The 18,335-nt window shown below is 60.0% G+C and carries 17 protein-coding genes; 11 read left to right on the forward strand and 6 right to left on the reverse strand.

Annotation, left to right across the window (positions count from 1 at the left end; all coding sequences use genetic code 11):
* Window positions 1–26 precede the first annotated feature (26 nt).
* The 3 genes from dgcA to B723_RS02520 all read right to left on the reverse strand — a co-directional run bounded on the left by dgcA (window position 27) and on the right by B723_RS02520 (window position 3,689).
* Entirely contained in the window at window positions 27–2,087 is a 2,061-nt protein-coding gene (dgcA, locus tag B723_RS02510; protein ID WP_017341193.1) for a dimethylglycine demethylation protein DgcA, read from the reverse strand.
* A gap of 15 nt (window positions 2,088–2,102) precedes the next feature.
* The gene (locus B723_RS02515; RefSeq protein WP_007947752.1) at window positions 2,103–2,633 is read right to left on the reverse strand and encodes a DUF5943 domain-containing protein; all 531 of its coding nucleotides are present in this window, start codon (window positions 2,631–2,633) and stop codon (window positions 2,103–2,105) included.
* Between the two features lie 78 nt (window positions 2,634–2,711).
* On the reverse strand, window positions 2,712–3,689 hold the full coding sequence (locus B723_RS02520; protein WP_008033250.1) for a dipeptidase: 978 nt from the start codon (window positions 3,687–3,689) through the stop codon (window positions 2,712–2,714).
* Between the two features lie 231 nt (window positions 3,690–3,920).
* On the opposite strand from B723_RS02520, the gene B723_RS02525 reads away from it, so the two are divergent.
* Window positions 3,921–4,322 (forward strand): lysozyme inhibitor LprI family protein, encoded by a 402-nt coding sequence (locus B723_RS02525; RefSeq protein WP_017341195.1) that lies wholly within the window; start codon window positions 3,921–3,923, stop codon window positions 4,320–4,322.
* A 60-nt stretch (window positions 4,323–4,382) separates the two neighbouring features.
* Window positions 4,383–4,799 (forward strand): DUF3010 family protein, encoded by a 417-nt coding sequence (locus B723_RS02530; protein WP_017341196.1) that lies wholly within the window; start codon window positions 4,383–4,385, stop codon window positions 4,797–4,799.
* 136 nt (window positions 4,800–4,935) lie between these two features.
* On the opposite strand, the gene B723_RS02535 is transcribed toward B723_RS02530, so the two are convergent.
* On the reverse strand, window positions 4,936–5,880 hold the full coding sequence (locus B723_RS02535; RefSeq protein ID WP_017341197.1) for a GlxA family transcriptional regulator: 945 nt from the start codon (window positions 5,878–5,880) through the stop codon (window positions 4,936–4,938).
* Window positions 5,881–6,074: 194 nt separating this feature from the next.
* Here B723_RS02535 and B723_RS02540 point away from each other — a divergent pair, with 194 nt between their 5' ends.
* From B723_RS02540 to B723_RS02565, 6 genes are all read left to right on the forward strand, one after another.
* The gene (locus B723_RS02540) at window positions 6,075–7,019 is read left to right on the forward strand and encodes a choline ABC transporter substrate-binding protein (protein WP_017341198.1); all 945 of its coding nucleotides are present in this window, start codon (window positions 6,075–6,077) and stop codon (window positions 7,017–7,019) included.
* A gap of 75 nt (window positions 7,020–7,094) precedes the next feature.
* The gene (locus tag B723_RS02545; protein WP_017341199.1) at window positions 7,095–7,982 is read left to right on the forward strand and encodes a 3-keto-5-aminohexanoate cleavage protein; all 888 of its coding nucleotides are present in this window, start codon (window positions 7,095–7,097) and stop codon (window positions 7,980–7,982) included.
* A gap of 141 nt (window positions 7,983–8,123) precedes the next feature.
* Window positions 8,124–9,089: an L-carnitine dehydrogenase gene (locus tag B723_RS02550; protein WP_017341200.1), complete on the forward strand. Its 966-nt coding sequence runs from the start codon at window positions 8,124–8,126 to the stop codon at window positions 9,087–9,089.
* Window positions 9,090–9,156: 67 nt separating this feature from the next.
* Complete coding sequence (locus B723_RS02555; protein ID WP_017341201.1) at window positions 9,157–9,633, forward strand: thioesterase family protein; 477 nt, start codon at window positions 9,157–9,159, stop codon at window positions 9,631–9,633.
* Window positions 9,634–9,646: 13 nt separating this feature from the next.
* Complete coding sequence (locus B723_RS02560; RefSeq protein ID WP_017341202.1) at window positions 9,647–10,810, forward strand: gamma-butyrobetaine dioxygenase; 1,164 nt, start codon at window positions 9,647–9,649, stop codon at window positions 10,808–10,810.
* 395 nt (window positions 10,811–11,205) lie between these two features.
* On the forward strand, window positions 11,206–11,469 hold the full coding sequence (locus tag B723_RS02565; protein ID WP_017341203.1) for a hypothetical protein: 264 nt from the start codon (window positions 11,206–11,208) through the stop codon (window positions 11,467–11,469).
* A gap of 94 nt (window positions 11,470–11,563) precedes the next feature.
* Here B723_RS02565 and B723_RS02570 read toward each other — a convergent pair whose 3' ends face one another.
* Together B723_RS02570 and B723_RS02575 are read right to left on the reverse strand one after the other, a co-directional pair.
* Window positions 11,564–12,667 carry a GlxA family transcriptional regulator gene (locus B723_RS02570; RefSeq protein ID WP_017341204.1) on the reverse strand — a complete coding sequence of 368 codons (1,104 nt, stop codon included), beginning with the start codon at window positions 12,665–12,667 and terminating at the stop codon, window positions 11,564–11,566.
* Between the two features lie 595 nt (window positions 12,668–13,262).
* The gene (locus B723_RS02575; RefSeq protein ID WP_017341205.1) at window positions 13,263–14,639 is read right to left on the reverse strand and encodes an L-serine ammonia-lyase; all 1,377 of its coding nucleotides are present in this window, start codon (window positions 14,637–14,639) and stop codon (window positions 13,263–13,265) included.
* 435 nt (window positions 14,640–15,074) lie between these two features.
* Here B723_RS02575 and B723_RS02580 point away from each other — a divergent pair, with 435 nt between their 5' ends.
* The 3 genes from B723_RS02580 to choV all read left to right on the forward strand — a co-directional run bounded on the left by B723_RS02580 (window position 15,075) and on the right by choV (window position 18,109).
* A complete protein-coding gene (locus B723_RS02580; RefSeq protein ID WP_017341206.1) occupies window positions 15,075–16,022 on the forward strand; it encodes a choline ABC transporter substrate-binding protein in 948 nt (315 codons plus the stop codon).
* Window positions 16,023–16,088: 66 nt separating this feature from the next.
* Window positions 16,089–16,934 (forward strand): choline ABC transporter permease subunit, encoded by an 846-nt coding sequence (choW, locus tag B723_RS02585; RefSeq protein WP_017341207.1) that lies wholly within the window; start codon window positions 16,089–16,091, stop codon window positions 16,932–16,934.
* A complete protein-coding gene (choV, locus tag B723_RS02590) occupies window positions 16,931–18,109 on the forward strand; it encodes a choline ABC transporter ATP-binding protein (protein ID WP_017341208.1) in 1,179 nt (392 codons plus the stop codon). Before choW ends, choV begins: the two co-directional genes overlap by 4 nt.
* The last annotated feature ends 226 nt before the right edge of the window (window positions 18,110–18,335 follow it).

Consider the following 18,335-nt stretch of genomic DNA (forward strand, 5'->3'; position numbering starts at 1 on the left):
TCGCCACAGGTGATGGTGGTTATCCGTTAGAAATCCTTGCACAACCGCAGCGCGTCGTAGATCGCCGCGTGGGTGTTGCGCTGCGCCACGCAGTCACCGATGCGGAACAGCAAGTAGCCGTCGCCCGCCTGGCTCAGCGAAGGTTGCGGCTTGATCGCGAACAGGGCTTCGATGTCCATCTGGCCTTTGTTGCGCGAGCCTTCCTTCATGGCGTAGTAGATTTCTTCGTCCGGACGCACGCCGTTTTCGACGACCACCTGATCCACCACCCGCTCCTCTTTGGCGCCGGTGTATTCGTTTTCCAGCACCGCCACCAGCTTGTCGCCTTCGCGGTAGACCTTCTCCAGCATCATGTCCCCGGTCATGATCACTTCTTTCGGGTACATGCTGCGGTAGTACGTCGGGAACGAGGTACCGCCAATCGCTACGCCCGGCTTGATGTCGTCGGTGACGATCTCGACCTGGCAGCCCTTGTCGGCGAGGAAGTCGGCGGTCGACATCCCGGTGAACTCGCAAATGGTGTCGTAGACCAGCACGTTCTTGCCCGGCGCCACTTTGCCGTCAAGGATGTCCCAACTGCTGACCACCAGGCCTTCGGCCGCGCCCCAGTGTTCGTTCTGCTCCAGGAATGGATGACCGCCAACGGCGAGCACCACTACATCCGGGCGCAGGTCGAGAATGGTTGCCGCATCGGCGGCCACGCCCAGGCGCAGGTCGACTTTCAGACGCGCCAGCTCCAGTTGGAACCAGCGCGTGATACCGGCGATCTGGTCCCGTTGCGGGGCTTTCGAGGCGGTGGTGATCTGCCCGCCAATAAATTCTTTCTTCTCGAACAGGGTCACGTCGTGGCCACGTTCGGCAGATACGCGAGCCGCTTCCATCCCGGCAGGGCCGGCACCGACCACCACGACTTTGCGCTTCACACCGGTCGATTTCTCGATGATGTGTGGCACGCCCATGTATTCACGGGAGGTCGCGGCGTTCTGGATGCACAACACGTCCAGGCCCTGGTACTGACGGTCGATGCAGTAGTTGGCGCCGACGCATTGCTTGATCTGGTCAACCTGGCCCATCTTGATCTTGGCGATCAGGTGCGGGTCGGCGATGTGGGCGCGGGTCATGCCGACCATGTCCACGTAGCCGCCTTCCAGAATACGGGTCGCCTGGTTCGGGTCCTTGATGTTCTGCGCATGCAGAACCGGGGCCTTCACCACTTCCTTGATACCGGCGGCCAGGTGCAGGAATGGCTCCGGTGGATAACTCATGTTCGGAATAACGTTGGCCAGGGTGTTGTGGGTGTCACAACCCGAACCCACCACGCCGATGAAGTCGATCATGCCGGTGTCGTCGTAGTACTTGGCGATCTGCTTCATGTCCTCGTGGGACAAGCCGTCCGGGTGGAATTCATCACCGCACAGACGGATGCCGACGCAGAAATCCGGGCCGACTTCAGCCCGCACAGCCTTGATCACTTCCAGGCCGAAACGCATGCGGTTCTCGAAGCTGCCGCCCCATTCGTCGGTGCGTTTGTTGACCCGCGGGCTCCAGAACTGGTCGATCATGTGCTGGTGCACGGCGGACAGCTCGACGCCATCCAGGCCACCGGCCTTGGCCCGCGCGGCGGCGCTGGCATAGTTGCCGATCACCCGCCAGATTTCTTCCGGCTCGATGGTTTTGCAGGTCGCGCGGTGCACCGGTTCACGGATACCCGACGGCGACAGCAGGGTTGGCCAGTGCTCGCCGTCCCAGCGCGAGCGACGGCCCATGTGGGTAATCTGGATCATGATCTTGGCGCCATGCTTGTGCATGGCATCGGCCAGGTTCTGGAAGTGCGGGATGATCCGGTCGTCGGCCAGGTTGACCGACTTCCACCAGCCTTGCGGGCTGTCGATGGCCACGCTGGAGGAACCGCCGCAAATCGCCAGGCCGATCCCGCCCTTGGCTTTCTCTTCGTAATACTTGACGTACCGGTCGGTGGTCATGCCGCCGTCGGTCGCGTAGACCTCGGCGTGCGCAGTGCTGAGCACGCGGTTGCGGATGGTCAGTTTGCCGATCTGGATCGGCTGGAACATTGCTTCGAAAGCCATGGCGGGGTCCTCGACTTACAACGGCTTGACGGTGAACAAACCGTCGTCGTGGCCTTCTTCGGAGCCACCGTAGACTTGCTCGGCAACCGTACGAATCTTGCTGCCGCGGGCCTGCAGAATCTGGTCCATGGCACCGGCAAACCAGCCGGTGAACATGTAGTCGACCTTGCGCCCGACCTTGCCGTACACGTAGACGAATGCCGAGTGTTCAAGCTTGACGCTGGCGGTGCCTTTGTCGAGGTCGATGTCCTGGATCTTGAACAGGCCCCAGCCGCGTTGCGACAGACGCTTCATGTAGTGCTCGAACACCGCGACGCCTTCCAGGCCGTGGCATTCAGCTTCTTTTTCACACCAGTGCCAGGCGGATTTGTAGCCGGCCTTGTACAGGATCTCGGCATAGGCTTCGGCGCCCAGCACTTCCTCGATGCCCATGTGGTTATTCACGAAGAAGTGACGCGGTACGTACAGCATTGGCAGGGCGTCGGAAGTCCAGACACCGGTTTCGCTGTCGACTTCGATTGGCAATTGCGGGGCGATCTTGGCCATGGAAACTTAACTCCAGAAAAATTTGGGTGTTGCCCCCGGCACGGGCGGCCGGGGGAAAGGATTCAGAGGTGCTGTGGCTTACTCGCCCCAGACGTCCTTGAGGACGTTGACCCAGTTCTCGCCCATGATCTTGCGGACCACGCGCTCGGAGTGGCCGCGCTTGAGCAGGGTTTCGGTCAGGTTCGGGAACTCGCCCACGGTGCGGATGCCCAGCGGGTTGATGATCTTGCCGAAGCTGGTCAGACGGCGGGCGTAGCCCTTGTCATGGGTCAGGTATTCGAAGAAGTCCTGGCCATGGCCCTGGGTAAAGTCGGTGCCGATACCGATGGCGTCTTCGCCAACGATGTTCATGGTGTATTCGATGGCTTCGGCATAATCGTCGATGGTCGAATCGATGCCCTTGGCCAGGAACGGCGCGAACATGGTCACACCGACGAAACCGCCGTGATCGGCGATGAACTTCAGCTCTTCATCGGATTTGTTGCGCGGGTGAATTTTCAGGCCCGACGGCAGGCAATGGGAGTAGCAGACCGGCTTCTTGGATTCGAGGATCACTTCTTCGGAAGTCTTCGAACCGACGTGGGACAGGTCGCACATGACGCCAACGCGGTTCATCTCGGCAACGATTTCACGACCGAAGCCCGACAGGCCGCCATCGCGCTCGTAGCAACCGGTGCCGACCAGGTTCTGGGTGTTGTAGCACATCTGCACGATACCGACGCCCAGCTGCTTGAACACCTCGACGTAGCCGATCTGGTCTTCAAACGCGTGAGCATTCTGGAAACCGAACAGGATGCCGGTCTTGCCCTGCTCCTTGGCCTTGCGGATGTCGGCGGTGGTGCGCACCGGAATCACCAGGTCGCTGTTCTCGCGGATCAGCTTCTGACTGGCGGCGATGTTGTTGACGGTGGCCTGAAAGCCCTCCCACACCGACACGGTGCAGTTGGCCGCGGTCAGACCGCCCTTGCGCATGTCTTCAAACAACTCGCGATTCCACTTGGCAATAATCAGCCCGTCGATAACGATGCTGTCGGCGTGCAATTCGGCTGGGCTCATCAGGCTGTCCCCTATTAGCGATTCGTGCGCCGAATCGTGTGCCGGCGCTTTGGGGCCAGCATATGCCTGAGGACCGGTGCAGCCGGGTGCAAAAACGACAGGGGGTTTGCCGAAAGCGTCAATCTGCGACAAAGGGTCGATATCGGCGCTTATCACCTGGCTGTTCAATGCCGTCCGCTTGGGCCAGAATTCGGCGTATTACTGGATGCTTACTGGATTTAGGGCGACGCAATGAAATCGATCTTCCTGGCTTTGGCACTGATAGCGACCGGCGTACAGGCGGCTGAAGAGTCCGACACCAACCCCTGCGATGCAGTCGAAAACGACGTCCAGACCCTGGAATGCTCGGTCTACAGCCGAACCACCGCCGAAGACCTGCTCAAGGACAACTACCAAAGCCTGACCGAGCGCATGCAAACGCTCTATGGCAAGAGCCCGACGCAACTGGCCGACATCACCGCCAAAATCAAGGCCGCCCAGCAGCAATGGCTGAAGACCCGGGACGCGGATTGCGCGGTTGAAGCGTTTCCGGCGACCAGTGGCAGCAAGGCGTTTACGATTGCGCAGAATGACTGCGTAGCGCGGATGAGTGATGAGCGGTCGGAGTTTTTGGAGTCGATTGGGCAGGAGTGATGCAAACTCCGGCCAACCAGAGCGGTAAAGCTGCTTACTTCAGCCAGTAAAGGGATCGAAATGAACATCTGCGGCATCGAAATCAAAGGCAGCGAAGCAATCATCGCCGTGGCCTCTCTCGACGATCAGGTGCTAAGCCACGTCGCGCTCAACACCAAGAAAATCGCCCTCGACGATGACGACGAGGCCGCCAACGTCAAGGTCTTTGCCGCTCAGGTGGCGTCGTTTGTTCGCGAGAACGCCATTGACCGGATCGCGATCAAGAAGCGCAGCAAGAAAGGTGAATTCGCCGGTGGGCCGACCACGTTCAAGATCGAGGGCATTTTTCAGTTGCTGGAGAACTGCGACGTGACGCTCTTGTCACCGCAGACGATCAATGCGCAGAACAAGAAGTTTGATTTTGAGCTGCCGGGGACGTTGAACAAGTATCAGCATGAGGCTTACAAGGCGGCGTGTTCGGCGCTGCTGAAGAAGTAAGCGTTCTTTCTGGCGACACAAATCACCTGTGGGAGCCAGCCTGCTGGCGATGAGGGAGTAGCAGTCAACAACATTGTTGCCTGACACACCGCCATCGTTAGCAGGCTGGCTCCCACATTGGTTCTGTGTACCTGCATCAGGCGTTGGCAGTACGCCGGTCTTCCCGGGGGCAACGGGCAAACCGCGCCCGATAACTGCGGGTGAAATACGACGGTGATTCAAACCCGCACGCGATACTCACCTCCAGCACACTCATATTGGTCTGACGTAATAACTGCCGCGCCTTCTCCAGCCTTAATCGCAGGTAGAAATTGCTCGGCGTGTCGTTCAGGTGCAACCGAAACAAACGCTCCAGCTGCCGCCGCGTCACTTTGATCGATTCCGCAAGCTCCAGCGTGGTCAGCGGCGGCTCACTGTGCTGTTCCATCTCGCCGATGACGTGAACGAGCTTCTTGTTGCTGATGCCATACCGCGTGGCGACTTCCATGCGTTGGTGGTCTTTGCGCGGGCGGATACGGCCGAGTACGAATTGTTCGCTGACCTGGATCGCCAGTTCCGGGCCGTGGGCCTGGGCGATGAGGTCGAGCATCAGGTCGATGGACGCGGTGCCACCGGCGGAGGTGATGCGCCGACGGTCAATCTCGAACAGCTCCTGGGTGACGCTGAGCTGTGGATAAGACTCCTTGAAGGCGTCGATGGCTTCCCAGTGCAGGGTCAGGCGATGACCGTCGAGCAGGCCGGCTTCGGCAAGGACGAAACTGCCGGTGTCGATCGCGCCGAGGGTCACGCCTTCGTTGTCCAGTCGGCGCAGCCAGTGCTCCAGTGCCGGGGTGGCGAATTTCAGCGGTTCGAAGCCGGCGACCACCAACAGCGTCGCACCTTTCTTCAGCGGCTCCAGTGCCGCATCGGCGTTGACCGACATGCCGTTACTGGCCAGCACCGCCCCGCCGTCTGCGCTCAGCACATGCCAGCGATACAGCTCGCCGCGAAAGCGATTGGCGACCCGCAGCGGCTCGATTGCCGAGATAAAGCCGATGGCCGAGAAACCCGGCATCAACAAGAAGTAGAAATCCTGGGACATGGAGCGCACTCGGTTGGCGGCTGGCGTGTGATGTTGATACGCCACTTGCGCGCGGCATTCAAGAGCACAGGTCGCCGCAGTGCAAGAGCTGGTCGCCGCAGTGCGCTTTGACGGGCCTCAAGCTGCGTAACTTGGCATCACCGGCGCACAAAGACGACCGGACCCACAATAACGAACTGCCGAGGAAACCTGAGATGAAACGACTGATCAGCAGCTGTGTTCTTGCACTCAGCGGTACCGCTTTCCTGAGCGCCAGCGTCATGGCCGCCGAACCCGCTTCTTGCCAGAACGTCCGCATGGGCGTGGTGAACTGGACCGACGTGATCGCCACCAGCGCCATGACCCAGGTCTTGCTCGATGGCCTCGGCTACAACACCAAACAAACCAGCGCGTCCCAGCAAATCATTTTCGCCGGGATCCGCGACCAGCGCCTGGATTTGTTCCTGGGCTACTGGAACCCGCTGATGACGCAAACCATCACGCCTTTCGTCGACGCCAATCAGGTCAAGGTCCTTGAAGCGCCAAGCCTGAAAGACGCCCGCGCCACTCTCGCCGTACCGACTTATCTCGCCGACAAGGGCCTGAAGACTTTTGCCGACATCGCCAAGTTCGAAAAAGAACTGGGCGGCAAAATCTACGGCATCGAGCCCGGTTCGGGCGCCAACACCCAGATCAAGGCGATGATCGCCAAGAACCAGTTTGGCCTCGGCAAGTTCCAGTTGGTCGAGTCCAGCGAGGCCGGCATGCTCGCCGCGGTGGACCGCGCCGTGCGCCGCAAAGAAGCCGTGGTGTTCTTCGGCTGGGCGCCGCACCCGATGAACGTCAACGTGCAGATGACTTACCTCACCGGCAGCGACGACGCGCTGGGCCCGAACGAGGGCATGGCCACGGTCTGGACCGTCACCTCGCCGAACTACGCGCAGCAGTGCCCGAACATCGGCAAGTTGCTCAGCAACCTGACCTACACCGCCGAAGACGAGAGCCGGATGATGCAGCCGCTGCTGGATCACAAGGACGCCTTCGAATCAGCGAAGCAATGGCTGAAAGATCACCCGCAAGACAAACAACGCTGGCTGGAAGGTGTGACCACCTTCGATGGCAAACCGGCGGCTGACAATTTGAAACTGACCAGCAAATAAACCCCGATTGAACCACCGACTCGCAGCCCTACGGGGCTGCGAACGGAATCATCACGCCTGCAAGGAACCCGCCTCATGAACCACGACGTCATCATCACCTGCGCACTTACCGGTGCTGGCGACACGACCAGCAAAAGCCCACACGTGCCGGTCACCCCGAAACAAATCGCCGCTGCTGCCGTGGAAGCCGCCAAGGCCGGCGCCACCGTGGTCCACTGCCACGTGCGCAACCCCGAAACCGGCAAATTCAGCCGTGACGTGGCGCTGTACCGCGAAGTGATGGAGCGCATCCGCGAGGCCGACGTCGACATCATCGTCAACCTCACCGCCGGCATGGGCGGTGACCTGGAAATCGGCGCCGGCGAGAACCCGATGGAGTTCGGTCCGAACACCGATCTGGTCGGTCCACTGACCCGCCTGGCCCACGTCGAAGAACTGCTGCCGGAAATCTGCACCCTCGATTGCGGCACCCTGAACTTCGGCGACGGCGACACCATTTACGTGTCCACTCCGGCGCAGTTGCGTGCTGGCGCCAAACGCATTCAAGAGCTGGGCGTGAAGGCCGAGCTGGAAATCTTCGACACCGGTCACCTGTGGTTCGCCAAACAGTTGATCAAGGAAGGCCTGCTCGACGACCCGCTGTTCCAGCTCTGCCTGGGCATCCCGTGGGGCGCGCCGGCGGATACCACCACCATGAAAGCCATGGTCGACAACCTGCCGGCAAATGCCGTGTGGGCCGGTTTCGGCATCGGTCGCATGCAGATGCCGATGGCGGCGCAAGCGGTGCTGCTGGGGGGCAACGTGCGGGTCGGTCTGGAAGACAACATCTGGCTGGACAAGGGTGTGCTGGCAACCAACGGCCAACTGGTCGAACGCGCCTCGGAAATCCTCAGTCGCCTCGGCGCCCGGGTTCTGACGCCGGCGGAAGGCCGGGCAAAAATGGGCCTGACCAAGCGCGGTTGATCCCGACACCTTTCCCCCTGTGTGAGCGAACCTGCTCGCGATGACGTCGGTAAAACCGAAACATCATCTGCGACAGGAATACCGCCATCGCGAGCAGGCTCGCTCACACAGTTTTTTCCGAGCCAAATTCAGGTAATCGCCATGACTTTTATCACCGAAATCAAAACCTTCGCCGCCCTGGGCAGCGGTGTCATCGGCAGCGGCTGGGTCTCCCGTGCTCTCGCCCACGGCCTCGACGTGGTGGCCTGGGACCCGGCGCCCGGTGCCGAAGCCGCCCTGCGCAAACGCGTCGCCAATGCCTGGGGCGCGCTGGAGAAACAAGGCCTGGCGCCCGGTGCTTCGCAAGATCGCCTGCGCTTTGTCGCGACCATCGAAGAGTGTGTTCGCGATGCCGATTTCATTCAGGAAAGCGCCCCGGAACGCCTCGATCTGAAACTGGAACTGCACAGCAAAATCAGCGCGGCGGCCAAGCCCGATGCCTTGATCGGCTCCAGCACTTCGGGCCTGTTGCCGAGCGAGTTCTACGAGAGCTCGACCCACCCGGAACGCTGCGTGGTCGGCCACCCGTTCAACCCGGTTTATCTGTTGCCCCTGGTGGAAGTGGTCGGCGGCAGGAACACTGCCCCGGAAGCCGTTCAAGCCGCCATGAAAGTCTACGAATCCTTGGGCATGCGTCCGCTCCATGTGCGCAAGGAAGTGCCAGGATTCATCGCCGACCGTTTGCTCGAAGCACTGTGGCGCGAGGCGCTGCACCTGGTCAACGACGGTGTGGCGACCACCGGTGAAATCGACGACGCGATCCGTTTTGGCGCGGGTCTGCGCTGGTCGTTCATGGGCACCTTTTTGACTTACACCCTGGCCGGCGGCGATGCCGGCATGCGGCACTTCATGGCGCAGTTCGGGCCGGCGTTGCAATTGCCGTGGACGTACCTGCCAGCACCGGAACTGACCGACAAGTTGATCGACGATGTGGTGGACGGCACCAGTGATCAGTTGGGCAAGCACAGCATTTCCGCGCTGGAGCGCTATCGTGATGATTGCTTGCTGGCGGTGCTGGAAGCAGTGAAAACCACCAAAGAGAAGCATGGGATGGCCTTCGCCGACTAACCACCGCTCTCTGTAGGAGCCGGCTTGCTGGCTCCTACAGGTTCTTATTACTTCAGGACCTGATCCCATGCCCGCGCTTACGACTTACAGCACCACAATCATCCCCGACTGGGTCGACTACAACGGCCACCTGCGCGACGCCTTCTACCTGCTGATTTTCAGCTACGCCACCGACGCACTGATGGACCGTCTGGGCATGGACAGCGACAACCGCGAAGCCAGCGGCAGCTCGCTGTTTACCCTCGAACTGCACCTCAACTACCTGCACGAAGTGAAGCTCGGCGCCAACGTTGAAGTGCACACCCAGATCATTGCTCACGACAGCAAACGCCTGCACCTCTATCACAGCCTGCATCTGGTCGGCGATGACAAGGAACTGGCGGGCAACGAACAAATGCTGCTGCACGTCGACCTCGCAGGACCGCGTTCCGCGCCGTTCAGCGAAGCAACGCTGGAAAAGCTGCAAGCCATCGTTGCCGAACAAACCGACCTGCCTGCCCCTGCCTGCATTGGCCGAGTGATCGCTCTACCTACAAAAAAATAACAAGGAGATCACCATGAACACCGCCGCTGCGTTTGCCGACTTTCGTACTTATCCGTTGATCAGCGCGCTGAGTGGCGTGCAGGCCTTGGCGGATCGCATTCTTGTGACATGGGCGGATACCCGTGTCAGCCCCTTTCATCATCAATGGCTGCGGGACAACTGCCCGTGTCCGCAATGCGTCTACACCGTGACCCGCGAGCAGGTACTGGAAATCGTCGATGTGGCTGAGGACCTGACGGCGGCAAATGCGCGTGTCGATGCTGAAGGTTGCCTGCGTGTCGATTGGCAGGACGGCCACCAGAGTCGCTTTGATCCAGGCTGGTTGCGGGCCCACGCCTATGACGACGAATCCCGCGCCGAACGCCGGGCCGGCAAGCCAAAATCCCGGCTGTGGAAAAGCAACTTGTCGCTGCCGGTGTTCGACTATCAAGCGCTGATGAATGACAACGATGCCTTGTTGCAATGGCTGCTGGCGGTGCGCGATATCGGCCTGACTCAAGTGCGCGGCGTGCCCACCGAACCCGGTTCGCTGAAGCTGATCGCACAGCGTATTTCCTTCATCCGCGAGAGCAATTTCGGTGTGTTGTTCAACGTGCAGTCCAAGGCCGATGCCGACAGCAACGCCTACACCGCTTTCAACCTGCCATTGCACAGCGACCTGCCCACCCGGGAGTTGCAACCGGGACTGCAATTTCTGCATTGCCTGGTCAATGACGCGGACGGTGGCGAGAGTATTTTTGTCGACGGTTTTGCAATTGCCCACGCGTTGCGCGAGGAAGATCCCGAGTCGTTCAAGGCCTTGTGTGAAATCCCTGTGGAGTTTCGCAACAAGGACCGTCACAGCGACTACCGCTGCCTCGCGCCGATCATCGCGCTGGATGCGTTGGGGCAGGTGTCGGAAATCCGTATGGCGAACTTTTTGCGTGGGCCGTTTGATGCATCGGTGGATGAGATGCCCAGGTTGTATCGCGCTTACCGGCGCTTCATCGCGATGACTCGCGAGGCGCGATTCCGGGTGATGACACGGCTTAATCCGGGGGAGATGTGGTGCTTTGATAACCGCCGCACCCTTCACGCACGCAACGCCTTCGACCCCGCCAGCGGCGCCCGGCATTTTCAGGGGTGCTATGTCGATCGGGATGAGTTGCTCTCGCGAATCCTCGTGTTACAGCGTTAAACCGCGTCATCGTTCATCGCGGGCACGCCACGCTCCCAGAGGTTGCGCGGCGTTCGCCAAACCGGTGGTGCCCCCCCGATTCTGTGGGAGCGTGGCTTGCCCGCGATGGCGTCCGCCCATACAACACAAAAACCCCGTATTCACAGACAAAAAAAACCCCGATCAAGCCGTGACAGGATCGGGGTAGAAGGTACTGTTGAGGAGCCGTTGCGCGAGGGTGACCAAACCGTCGAGGAGCCAGCTGAATCCAGTGTGCCCACTCTCCCCTCTCGCAAGTTAGCCGAAAACGACCTGTTCATAGGTATTGCGGCCATTGCGACAAATCGTCCTTGCCGCCACCCCGTACCCCTACGAGAATCGAACCACGACACCGTTCCCTGAAGAAGGATTGCGTCATGATGCACGCCGATTTGATTGACCAGGAAGACCTGTTGGGCCAACTGAAATCGTTGGGTTTTCAAGTACCGAACGGCTCCACGGCCGAGCAGGCTTGCGAGTGTGCGGTGCGGGGCTTGAATGATGAGCGGGCGATGACACTGCGGACTATGGTCAAGCAGATGTATACCAGCAGCGCGACCATCCTGCCGGCGGTGCGCCAGGCCATCGACAAGCAATTGTTGCCGGCATTGGCGGAGTACCAGCAAAGCCGTAGCGCCTGATAAAAGATCAAACGATCGCAGCCTTCGGCAGCTCCTACACCGATCTTTGCAGGAGCTGCCGAAGGCTGCGATCTTTTTCCAAAGGCGCCTCGGTTTAGAGCCTTACGCTGGCAAACGTCGACTCATTGCGCGCCTGACTCAGCGCCGACAACGGCCCGGACAAAGGCGACAGCACCAATGCTTGCGGCAGCGGCATCATCGCCACTTGTTGCGTGGTGTTGGAGCCTACGCGTTCGTCACGCGGCGGAATGCCGAAGTATTCGCGGTAGCACTTGGAGAAGTGCGGCGTGGACACGAAGCCGCATACTGACGCCACTTCGATGATCGACATCGGCGTTTGCTTGAGCAATTGCCGGGCGCGGATCAAACGCAGTTTCAGGTAGTAACGCGACGGCGAGCAATGCAGGTATTTCTGGAACAACCGCTCGAGTTGTCGACGGGACACGGCGACGTACACCGCCAGTTCGTCGAGGTCGATCGGCTCTTCAAGGTTGGCTTCCATCAGCGCAACGATTTCCTGCAACTTCGGCTGGTTGGTACCGAGCATGTGCTTGAGTGGCACGCGCTGGTGATCCTGTTCGTTACGGATGCGCTCGTAGACGAACATTTCCGAGATCGCAGCCGACAGTTCACGACCGTGATCGCGACTGATCAGGTGCAGCATCATGTCCAGCGGCGCGGTGCCGCCGGAGCTGGTGAAACGGTTACGGTCGAGGGTGAACAAACGGGTGCTCATGGCCACGCGCGGGAAGGCTTCCTGCATAGCGGCCAGGCATTCCCAGTGCACGCTGCAATCAAAACCGTCCAGCAGGCCGGCACAGGCCAGGGCCCAGCTGCCGGTACAAACCGCACCGAGGCGCTTGGACTGACGCGCCTGGCTTTGCAGCCACGACACGTGCTCGCGGGTTACGGTGCGCTGGATGCCGATACCGCCGCAGACAATGATGGTGTCCATGGAGGGTGCTTTGTGCATCGAGGCGTCGGGGGTGATCTGCAGACCGTCACTGGCCCAGACCTGGCCGCCGTCGACGGTGAGCGTGGTCCAGCGATACAGCTCGCGACCGGACAATTGGTTGGCCATACGCAGGGGCTCTACGGCGGAGGCCAGAGAAATCAGCGTGAAATTGTCCAGCAGCAGAAAGCCGATGGATTGAGGCGCACGGTTCTGGGGTTGAGCCCCGGAGTTGAACGTCGTCATCGCGGTATCTCCTCACACAAAGCGGGTGATGGCCTCAGGCGGAGGCTCTTGTTATTGCCATCGTTCTCGCATGGGAGACGGGCTTTGTAATGACAGAGCAATTGCCATGCCTAAAATTGAATGCGCGTTCAATAACTCCTGAAAACGACGTCGCGGCGTGTCTATATAAGCCGCGTCGCGAGTAGGGGTTATACGTATCAGGAAGGGCAGCAAGCGCTCTGCTCCGTTGCGTGTGAGCAGATCGGTAGCACTTGTGGGAACAGGGCTGCGGCGCCCCTGAAAAGAGTGTCACCGCAAGCACGAGAGACGAACGGTCAGGGCCGGTTTGGATCCCTGGCTTGATACACGTGGCTTATCTGTAAGCGACGCGCCAAAACGTGGCGCGTTTCAATTCCTGTGTTCACTTAGCGCGCAGTTTTGACTGGTCTGGTGTGGCAGAAACCGTCCTGTGGCGAGGGAGCTTGCTCCCGATGGGCTGCGTCAGCAGCCCCAAACCCTGCGACCGCATTCTTTCAGGTACACCGCAGTCGCCGGTCTTGCGACTGCTGCGCAGCCGAGCGGGAGCAAGCTCCCTCGCCACAGGGTCGACGCGGTTTCAGCACTCGACCGCACTCACCGCCAACCCACCCCGCGATGTCTCTTTATATTTGTCATGCATATCCGCCCCGGTATCACGCATGGTGCGGATCACCCGGTCCAGCGAAATAAAGTGCTGACCATCGCCGCGCAACGCCATCTGTGCCGCGTTGATCGCTTTCACCGCGGCAATCGCATTGCGCTCGATGCACGGCACCTGCACCAGTCCGCCGACCGGATCGCAGGTCAGGCCGAGGTTATGCTCCAGGCCGATTTCCGCCGCATTGCACAACTGCTCCGGCGTGGCGCCAAGGATCTCCGCCAGCCCCGCAGCCGCCATGGCGCAAGCCGAACCGACTTCGCCCTGGCAACCGACTTCCGCACCGGAAATCGAAGCGTTCTTCTTGCACAGAATCCCTACCGCGGCGGCACTGAGGAAATAGTCGACCACGTTGGCGTCGGTCACCGCCTCGCTGAACTTCATAAAGTAGTGCAACACCGCCGGAATGATCCCCGCCGCGCCGTTGGTCGGCGCCGTGACCATGCGCCCGCCGGCGGCGTTTTCTTCGTTGACCGCCAGGGCGAACAGGTTGACCCACTCCATAGCGCTCAAGGTCGAGCCGATCACGTTGGGCTTGTTCAACTCCTGCAGGCTACGGTGCAATTTGGCTGCACGGCGGCGCACGTTCAGGCCACCGGGCAGGATGCCTTCGTGCTTGAGGCCCTGCTCGACGCAATCCTGCATCGCCCGCCAGAGTTTCATCAGCCCGGCGCGGATTTCTTCTTCGCTGCGCCAGACCTTCTCGTTGGCCATCATCAATTCGGCAACACGCAAGTTGTGCTGCTTGCAGAGGCTGAGCAGCTCGACGGCGCTGGAGAAATCGTACGGCAACTCGGTGCGATCCAGATCCACCACACCGCTGGATGCCTGGGCTTCATCAACGACAAATCCGCCGCCGATGGAATAGTAGGTGTCGCGGTGCAGCTCGCCGTCATCGCCTTCGACGATCAGGGTCATGGCGTTGGGGTGGAACGGCAGGTTTTCGTCGATCAGGCGCATGTCCCGGCCCCAGATGAACGGCACCGACAAACGGCCATCGAGTAGCAGCGTGTGGGTTTCGCGCAGGGTTTCAATGCGAATGCCGATTTGCGACGGATCGATCGCGTCCGGCCACTCGCCCATCAGGCCCATGATCACCGCGTTGTCGCTGCCGTGACCGATACCGGTGGCGGACAACGAGCCATAAAGCTGAACTTCGACGCGCCGCACTTGTTCCAAAAGACCCTGTTCACGCAAACCTTGCACGAACAGCGCCGCGGCGCGCATCGGCCCCACGGTGTGCGAACTGGAAGGACCGATGCCGATTTTGAACAGGTCGAAAACGCTGATAGCCATTACTGCCGAACTCCTGGATGTGCCTACTCCAGACGCAGAAGCGCCCGGTGACGGAGCTGCTACGCTCAAGCTGCAATCCGCCGAGATGGCCGCATCATCAGGCTTTTGCGGTGTCGTTCGACGTCTCACACCGACGCACTCATGCCCACCAACGCCGTGTGCGTTTTACGCCATGTTTTCGCCATTTTTTGGCGATGCAGAGGGGGAAAAGGGGCTGAAAAAATCTGTAAACGACGTCACCGACACTGGATGCGACCATCCCTGTACTGGTTACGACGCACCCTGTAGGCGTCAGATTTTCACTGGTACATGATCGTATCGACTCGATTGCAAGGCGCCCTGGTAGAGCTGTCTCCAAAACGCCATCCAACCGCAACCTATAAGTGCGGTGGTCCAGTCGGAACACTGCCAAAAAAAACACCAAGGAGTCCATCCATGAAAGGTTCCCCGTCGTTGTTGTTGGCCGCCATGCTGAGTCTGCCGTTACTGGCTCAAGCCGCAGAACCCGCTCAGTGCAGTACCGTAAACTTCTCCGATGTCGGCTGGACAGACATTACCGCGACAACCGCCACCACCAGCGTCGTGCTCGATGCCCTGGGCTACAAGACCAAAACCACCATGATTTCCGTTCCGGTGACCTACAAGTCCCTGGCCGATGGCAAGAACATGGACATTTTCCTCGGTAACTGGATGCCGACCATGGAAAACGACATCAAGGCCTACCGCGATGCCGGCACCGTGGATGTCGTGCGCACCAACCTCACCGGCGCCAAGTACACCCTCGCCGTGCCGCAGGCGCTGTACGACAAAGGGCTGCATGACTTCGCCGACATCGCCAAATTCAAGAAAGAACTCGACGGCAAGATCTACGGCATCGAACCGGGTAACGACGGCAACCGTCTGATCCAGAGTATGATCGACAAGAACGCCTTCGGCTTGAAGGACGCCGGATTCAAGATGGTCGAATCCAGCGAAGCGGGCATGTTGTCGCAAGTCGACCGCGCGCAGAAACGCGACACCGCCGTCGTATTCCTCGGCTGGGCGCCGCATCCGATGAACAAGCGTTTCAAGATTCAGTACCTGACCGGTGGTGACGACTTCTTCGGCCCTGACTTCGGTGCAGCCACCGTGGCAACCAATACCCGCAAGGGGTACGTCCAGGAGTGCAGCAACGTGGGCCAGTTGCTGAAAAACCTGGAATTCACCGTCGACATGGAAAGCTCACTGATGGGCAACATCCTGGACGACAAAATGAAGCCTGAAGCGGCCGCCAAGGCCTGGCTGAAAAAGAACCCACAGGTCCTCGATACCTGGCTCGCTGGCGTGACCACCATTGACGGTAAACCAGGCCTGGAGGCCGTGAAAGCCAAGCTCGCGCAGTAATCGCTTACGCCGGGCGGGTTCGCTCGCCCGGGCTGTTTATTTCCTTGCATGCGGACGTTCACTACCATGCTGATTGATCAGAAAATACCTCTAGGCCAGTACATTGCGGGCTTCGTTGAATGGTTGACGCAACACGGCGCCAACACCTTCGACGCAATCGCCGTGTCACTGGAAACGATGATCCACGGCGTGACTTTTGCGCTGACCTGGTTCAACCCGCTGGCATTGATCGGCCTCATCGCGCTACTGGCACATTTCATTCAACGAAAGTGGGGGCTGACCGTTTTCGTCATTGCCTCCTTTCTGCTGATCCTCAATCTGGGGTACTGGCAGGAAACCATGGAAACCCTCGCCCAGGTGTTGTTCGCCACCCTGGTCTGCGTGGTCATCGGCGTGCCGCTGGGCATCGTCGCCGCGCACAAGCCGATGTTCTACACCGTGATGCGTCCGGTACTCGATCTGATGCAGACCGTACCGACCTTCGTTTACCTCATTCCTACCCTGACCCTCTTCGGTCTGGGTGTGGTCCCGGGTCTGATTTCAACGGTAGTGTTCGCGATTGCCGCGCCTATCCGCCTGACTTACCTGGGCATTCGCGATGTCCCTCAGGAACTGATGGACGCTGGCAAAGCCTTCGGCTGCTCGCGTCGTCAATTGCTCTCACGGATTGAATTGCCCCACGCCATGCCAAGCATCGCGGCCGGTATCACCCAGTGCATCATGCTGTCGTTGTCGATGGTGGTGATCGCGGCACTGGTGGGCGCCGACGGCCTGGGCAAACCCGTGGTCAACGCACTGAACACTGCTGATATCGCCCTGGGCTTCGAAGCCGGCCTGGCGATCGTATTGCTGGCGATCATGCTCGACCGTATCTGCAAACAACCCGACGCTAAAGCAGGGGGTGACGCATGAGCATTATTCGCTTCGAAGACGTCGACGTAATCTTCTCCAAAGATCCGCGCGAGGCGCTCAAGCTCCTCGACCAAGGCATGACCCGCGACCAGATCCTGAAAAAGACCGGCCAGATCGTCGGTGTTGAAAAGGCCAGCCTGGATATCGATAAAGGTGAAATCTGCGTGCTGATGGGCCTGTCCGGCTCCGGCAAATCGAGCCTGCTGCGCTGCATCAACGGCCTCAACACCGTCAGCCGTGGCAAGTTGTTTGTCGAGCACGAAGGCAAGCAGATCGACATCGCGTCCTGTACTCCGGCAGAACTGAAAATGATGCGCACCAAGCGTATCGCGATGGTGTTCCAGAAGTTCGCCCTGATGCCTTGGCTGACGGTGCGCGAGAACATCAGCTTCGGTCTGGAAATGCAGGGCCGCCCCGAGAAAGAACGGCGCAAACTGGTGGACGAAAAGCTTGAGCTGGTGGGACTGACCCAGTGGCGCAACAAGAAGCCGGACGAGCTCTCCGGCGGCATGCAGCAGCGTGTTGGCCTGGCCCGCGCGCTGGCGATGGACGCCGACATTCTGTTGATGGACGAACCCTTCTCGGCCCTCGACCCGCTGATCCGCCAGGGCCTGCAAGACGAACTGCTGGAACTGCAACGCAAGCTCAGCAAAACCATCGTGTTCGTGAGCCACGACCTCGATGAAGCCCTGAAGCTCGGCAGCCGCATCGCGATCATGAAAGACGGTCGGATCATTCAGTACAGCAAGCCAGAAGAAATCGTGTTGAACCCGGCGGACGATTACGTGCGGACCTTTGTCGCGCACACCAACCCGCTGAACGTGTTGTGCGGTCGCAGCCTGATGCGCACCCTCGACAACTGCAAACGCATCAACGGTTCGGTCTGCCTCGATCCGGGCGGCGATTCGTGGCTGGACCTGGCCGAAGGCAACACCATCAAGGGCGCACGCCAGAATGGTTCAGCGCTGGATCTGCAGAACTGGGTGCCGGGTCAGGCGGTAGAAGGGCTGGGTCGTCGACCTACCCTGGTGGATTCGAACATCGGCATGCGCGATGCGCTGCAGATTCGTTATCAGACCGGCAACAAGCTGGTACTGCACGACAACAACAAGGTGGTCGGGATTCTCGGCGACAGCGAGCTGTATCACGCGCTGCTCGGCAAGAACCTGGGCTAAGGCAGCAGACACAAAAACGCCGCGAGAGGATCGCGGCGTTTTTGTTAGTGCAGATATTTGGCTTGGAATGCTGATAACTGTGGCGAGGGAGCTTGCTCCCGCTGGGTTGCGTAGCAACCCCAAAACCATACACCACGGTCATTCAGAAAGACCGCGTTATCGTTAAATGCGACTGCTACGCAGTCGAGCGGGAGCAAGCTCCCTCGCCACAATGGATCTGCGGTGC

Origin of the sequence: Pseudomonas fluorescens NCIMB 11764, assembly GCF_000293885.2 — a bacterium.
Lineage (GTDB): Bacteria > Pseudomonadota > Gammaproteobacteria > Pseudomonadales > Pseudomonadaceae > Aquipseudomonas > Aquipseudomonas fluorescens_B.

Coding starts and splice junctions, on each gene's coding strand:
- B723_RS02550 (WP_017341200.1), top strand. CDS start 8,124: ATGACTTTTATCACCGAAATCAAAACCTTCGCCGCCCTGGGCAGCGGT.
- B723_RS02565 (WP_017341203.1), top strand. CDS start 11,206: ATGATGCACGCCGATTTGATTGACCAGGAAGACCTGTTGGGCCAACTG.
- B723_RS02545 (WP_017341199.1), top strand. CDS start 7,095: ATGAACCACGACGTCATCATCACCTGCGCACTTACCGGTGCTGGCGAC.
- B723_RS02560 (WP_017341202.1), top strand. CDS start 9,647: ATGAACACCGCCGCTGCGTTTGCCGACTTTCGTACTTATCCGTTGATC.
- B723_RS02530 (WP_017341196.1), top strand. CDS start 4,383: ATGAACATCTGCGGCATCGAAATCAAAGGCAGCGAAGCAATCATCGCC.
- B723_RS02555 (WP_017341201.1), top strand. CDS start 9,157: ATGCCCGCGCTTACGACTTACAGCACCACAATCATCCCCGACTGGGTC.
- B723_RS02580 (WP_017341206.1), top strand. CDS start 15,075: ATGAAAGGTTCCCCGTCGTTGTTGTTGGCCGCCATGCTGAGTCTGCCG.
- B723_RS02535 (WP_017341197.1), bottom strand. CDS start 5,880: ATGTCCCAGGATTTCTACTTCTTGTTGATGCCGGGTTTCTCGGCCATC.
- B723_RS02525 (WP_017341195.1), top strand. CDS start 3,921: ATGAAATCGATCTTCCTGGCTTTGGCACTGATAGCGACCGGCGTACAG.
- dgcA (WP_017341193.1), bottom strand. CDS start 2,087: ATGGCTTTCGAAGCAATGTTCCAGCCGATCCAGATCGGCAAACTGACC.
- B723_RS02515 (WP_007947752.1), bottom strand. CDS start 2,633: ATGGCCAAGATCGCCCCGCAATTGCCAATCGAAGTCGACAGCGAAACC.
- B723_RS02575 (WP_017341205.1), bottom strand. CDS start 14,639: ATGGCTATCAGCGTTTTCGACCTGTTCAAAATCGGCATCGGTCCTTCC.
- choW (WP_017341207.1), top strand. CDS start 16,089: ATGCTGATTGATCAGAAAATACCTCTAGGCCAGTACATTGCGGGCTTC.
- B723_RS02570 (WP_017341204.1), bottom strand. CDS start 12,667: ATGACGACGTTCAACTCCGGGGCTCAACCCCAGAACCGTGCGCCTCAA.
- choV (WP_017341208.1), top strand. CDS start 16,931: ATGAGCATTATTCGCTTCGAAGACGTCGACGTAATCTTCTCCAAAGAT.
- B723_RS02520 (WP_008033250.1), bottom strand. CDS start 3,689: ATGAGCCCAGCCGAATTGCACGCCGACAGCATCGTTATCGACGGGCTG.
- B723_RS02540 (WP_017341198.1), top strand. CDS start 6,075: ATGAAACGACTGATCAGCAGCTGTGTTCTTGCACTCAGCGGTACCGCT.